Source organism: Humibacter sp. (assembly GCF_051954055.1).
Lineage (GTDB): Bacteria > Actinomycetota > Actinomycetes > Actinomycetales > Microbacteriaceae > Humibacter.
Genome location: NZ_JBQCIE010000123.1, coordinates 1 through 3,981, shown reverse-complemented (window position 1 = coordinate 3,981; position 3,981 = coordinate 1). Strand labels below are relative to the sequence as shown.

2 protein-coding genes and 1 pseudogene are annotated in these 3,981 nt (G+C 69.1%); all 3 read left to right on the top strand.

Annotation, left to right across the window (positions count from 1 at the left end):
• The coding region (locus ACTHNC_RS16550; protein ID WP_440295722.1) for an FtsK/SpoIIIE domain-containing protein at window positions 1-2,622 on the top strand (2,622 nt) is incomplete at its 5' end.
• 114 nt (window positions 2,623-2,736) lie between these two features.
• The gene (locus tag ACTHNC_RS16545) at window positions 2,737-3,021 is read left to right on the top strand and encodes a pyrophosphorylase (RefSeq protein WP_440295721.1); all 285 of its coding nucleotides are present in this window, start codon (window positions 2,737-2,739) and stop codon (window positions 3,019-3,021) included.
• A 113-nt stretch (window positions 3,022-3,134) separates the two neighbouring features.
• Window positions 3,135-3,981: pseudogene (locus ACTHNC_RS16540) on the top strand (DUF6531 domain-containing protein); the annotation flags it as partial.

Here is a 3,981-nt window from a genome sequence, read left to right as displayed (position 1 = left end):
ATGGCGGCGGTGATCGACGCGGGCGCCGTGACGGCCGACTCCAGCGACCTGCCGCGATCCATCTCGCTCGTCACCTTGCTGGGCCACGATCTCGTCGAGACGAGCGACGCTGTGGTCGACCGCTGGCGCCAGAACAACTCCGTTCACGACCGCAGCGGCGCGGCTCCTGTTCCTCGCCGCACCGGAACGCTGCGCGCCAGCGTCGGCTCGGCGGGCATCGACGCCATGCACCTCGACCTGCGCACACAGGGTCCGCACGCGCTCGTCGGCGGCACCACCGGCGCCGGCAAGTCCGAGTTCCTGCAGGCCTGGGTGCTCGGCATGGCGGCCGAGTACAGCCCCGACCGCGTCACCTTCCTGTTCGTCGACTACAAGGGCGGGTCAGCGTTCGCGGACTGCGTGCACCTGCCGCACTGCGTCGGCCTCGTCACCGACCTCAGCCCGCACCTGGTGCGCCGCGCCCTTACTAGCCTGCGGGCCGAGCTGCGGCACCGTGAGCACCTGCTCAATCGCAAGAAGGCGAAGGATCTGCTCGAGCTCGAGCGACGCGGCGACCCCGACAGCCCGCCCGCACTGGTGCTCGTCATCGACGAGTTCGCTGCCCTGGTCGGCGAGGTGCCGGAGTTCGTCGACGGCGTCGTCGACATCGCCCAGCGCGGCCGTTCCCTGGGCATCCACCTCATCATGGCCACCCAGCGCCCGGCGGGAGTGATCCGCGACAACCTGCGCGCGAACACCAACCTCCGGGTGGCGCTGCGCATGGCCGACGAGCCCGATTCGACCGACGTGGTGGGAACGAAGGATGCCGCCCACTTCGACCCTGGCATCCCCGGCAGGGGAGTGGCGAAGACCGGCCCTGGCAGGCTGACGCTCTTCCAATCGGGGTATGCCGGCGGCTGGACCAGCAGGGAGCCGGAACGCGCGGGCATCGACGTCGCGGAGCTTCGATTCGGTGGCGAGGTGCGCTGGGAGGACCCCACCGCCCCCGACCCGGACGCCGACCTGAGGCGCGATCCCGGCCCGACGGACCAGCAGCGCCTCGTCGCCTCCATGATCGACGCGCAACGGGTCGCAGGCATCCCTTCCCCCCGGCGCCCGTGGCTCGACGAGCTGGCGCCCGCGTACGACCTGAGCTTGCTGCGACAGCGCACCGACTCCGAGCTGCTGCTCGGCGTCGCCGACGTGCCCGACCTGCAGGAGCAGGTGCCCATCTACTTCCAGCCCGACGTCGACGGCAACCTCGCCGTCTACGGAACCGGCGGCTCCGGCAAGTCGACGGTGCTCCGCACGCTCGGATGCTCCGCCGCCATCACCCCGCGCGGCGGTCCGGTGCACGTCTACGCGCTGGACTTCGGAGCCGGGGCGCTCCGCATGCTGCAGCAGCTCCCGCACGTCGGCGCCGTCGTCAAGGGCGACGACATCGAACGGGTGGCGCGGCTGTTCCGCATGCTCCGCAAGGAACTGGATGACCGTTCCGTCCGGTACGCGAACGCGAACGCATCCAACATCACGGAGTACCGGGCTCTCGAGGCACGACCGCAGGAGCCCCGCATCCTGCTCCTGATCGACGGGTTCCCCAGCTTCCGGGAGGACTTCGAGGCCGTGGGCAACCGGGCGCAGCTGTACGACATCTTCCGCGACATCCTCACGGATGGCCGCCAGCTCGGCATCCACGTCGCCTTCACCGCTGATCGAGGCGGCGCGGTGCCCAGCTCGGTGTCGGCCAGCGTGCAGCGCAACGTCGTGCTCCGCCTCGCCGACGAGGACGGCTACCGCATGCTCGACCAGCCCTCCGACGTGCTCTCCTCCACGTCGCCGCCCGGCCGGGCGCTCGTGGACGGACTGGAGACCCAGATCGCGGTGCTCGGCGGATCGTCGGTGGTTTCCGAGCAGTCCGCGAACGTGGCCAAGCTCGCCGAGGCGATGCAGCGCGCCGGGGTGAAGCAGGCTCCCGAGGTCGGCTCGCTGCCCGTCGAGTATCCGCAGTCGTCGCTTCCCGACCGGATCGGCGAGTTCCCCGTTCTCGGCATCGGCGAGACCGATCTGGTGCCGATCGGTTTCGATCCGGTCGGCTCGATGGTGCTGTCCGGGCCGCCGGCGAGCGGGCGAACGACGGCGTTCATCGCGATAGCCCGTTCCCTGCAGCGCTTCGACCCGTCGACCCGCCTGTACTACATCGGCAACGCTCGGTCGGTCGCCTCGCGCGAGCCGATCTGGGTGGAGAGCGCCACGACGGCGGAGGCCGCCGACACCCTCGCGAGCAAGCTGAGCGCCGCGGTGCGCGAGGAGGGCGGAACGCGCATCGCCGTGCTGATCGAGTCCATCGGCGACTTCTCGCAGTCCGCGGCCGACTCCGCGCTGACCGACCTCATCAAAGCGGTGAACCGCAGCGACCACTTCTTGCTCGCCGACGGTGACCAAAGCGGTTGGGCATCCGGCTGGGGGATGATCGGCGAGGCGAAGTCGAGCAGGCGCGGCCTCCTGCTGCAGCCGGAGAGCACCGACGGCGACATCATCCTGAACACCCCGCTGCCGCGTGCCGCACGCAGCGAGTTCCCCCCTGGCCGAGGCGTGTACGTGGCGAGGGGCGCGTTCGAGCGGGTTCAGCTGCCGCTGCCCTGATGCATGGGGAGTTGTCCCCATGTCCCTGCGACTGAGGGTGCCGTTAGCATCGGTTCAGCGAGGCCGCCGGAGGAAGAAATCCGGTGGCAGGTGAAAAGGAATTAGGGGATATCCATGTCTTCTCGTGTTTTGTCGACGGAGGCCGCGAAGGCGGCGATTTCGCAGATTCAGTCGATCATCAACGGTGGTCTGACCGATCAGATCAGTGCTCTGGACGCGCAGGGGAAGATCCTGTCCGAGCCGAACAACTGGGACGGCCCGCTGGCCGAGACGTTCCGCAACGACACCTGGCCGAGCACCAACACCGCTCTGAAGAACGCGATCCAGAAGCTCGACGAGCTTCACCGCGAACTGAAGACGATCTCGACGAACATCTTCACCGCCGGAGGCGGCAACTGACCCGGTGACGGGTTGTTCGGCCGGTGATCCGGCCGAGTGGAGCGGGCCGGTCGTGAACACGACCGTGCCCGTTTCTCATGGGCGAGTGCGGTAGTCGGGGGAGGAAGACGACGATGGGTGACCTGGGAGCGTACAAGGAGAACGTCAAGTTCTCCGATCAAGACGCGGATGCGCTGATCACGGCCTGCAACAACGCGGCAAGCACGATCGACGGGCAGACCGCATCGCGCAAGTCGTGGCGCGCGACGGGTGAGGACCAGTTCAAGGGCTACTTCTCGACCCTGTTCGCCTCCAACGGCGCGACGCAGGTGAAGGATGCCTCCGAGCTCGCCTCTGCCCTGCGCACGGTGGCGACATACGCCGGCGAGCTGAAGAAGTCGGCCGACGACGAGCAGAATCGCCGGCTGAAGGCGCGGGCCTGGGAAGAGAAGCAGAAGCACCGCAGCACGCTCGAGCAGATCGGCGACGGGATCTCCCACCTCTGGGGCGGCGACGAGCCGCCCGTGCCGCCGCCCGCGCAGCAGGTTCGCCACACCGCGCCGAAGCCGCCGACCAGCCCGCGACAGACGCCGGAGCCGGGTTCCGGCGGCGGCGCATCCTCCGGGACATCCTCGGCCATCCCGAACAACCTGACGACGTTCGCCACCAAGTCCGCCGGTGGCGACAAGGCGCTGACGACCGACCACACCGCCGTGCAGAAGGCGTACACCGCGTTCACCGGGTCGTGCGGCTGGGGCAGCCTCGACGCGAGTGGCGTGCTGACCGCGTTCGCGCAGTTCATCCAGGCGAACGGCGAAGAGGTCAAGTGGGCGAACACGATCGCGGCCGCGTTCGAGAAGGCGGGCGGATCCGGCAGTCTGTGCACACTCTCGAACCAGGCACTGGCCGCCTCTCTGGCAGCGGCGCACGTGGCGGCAACGCGCCAGGACATCACGATCGACATGCCGAGCGCGCTCGGCG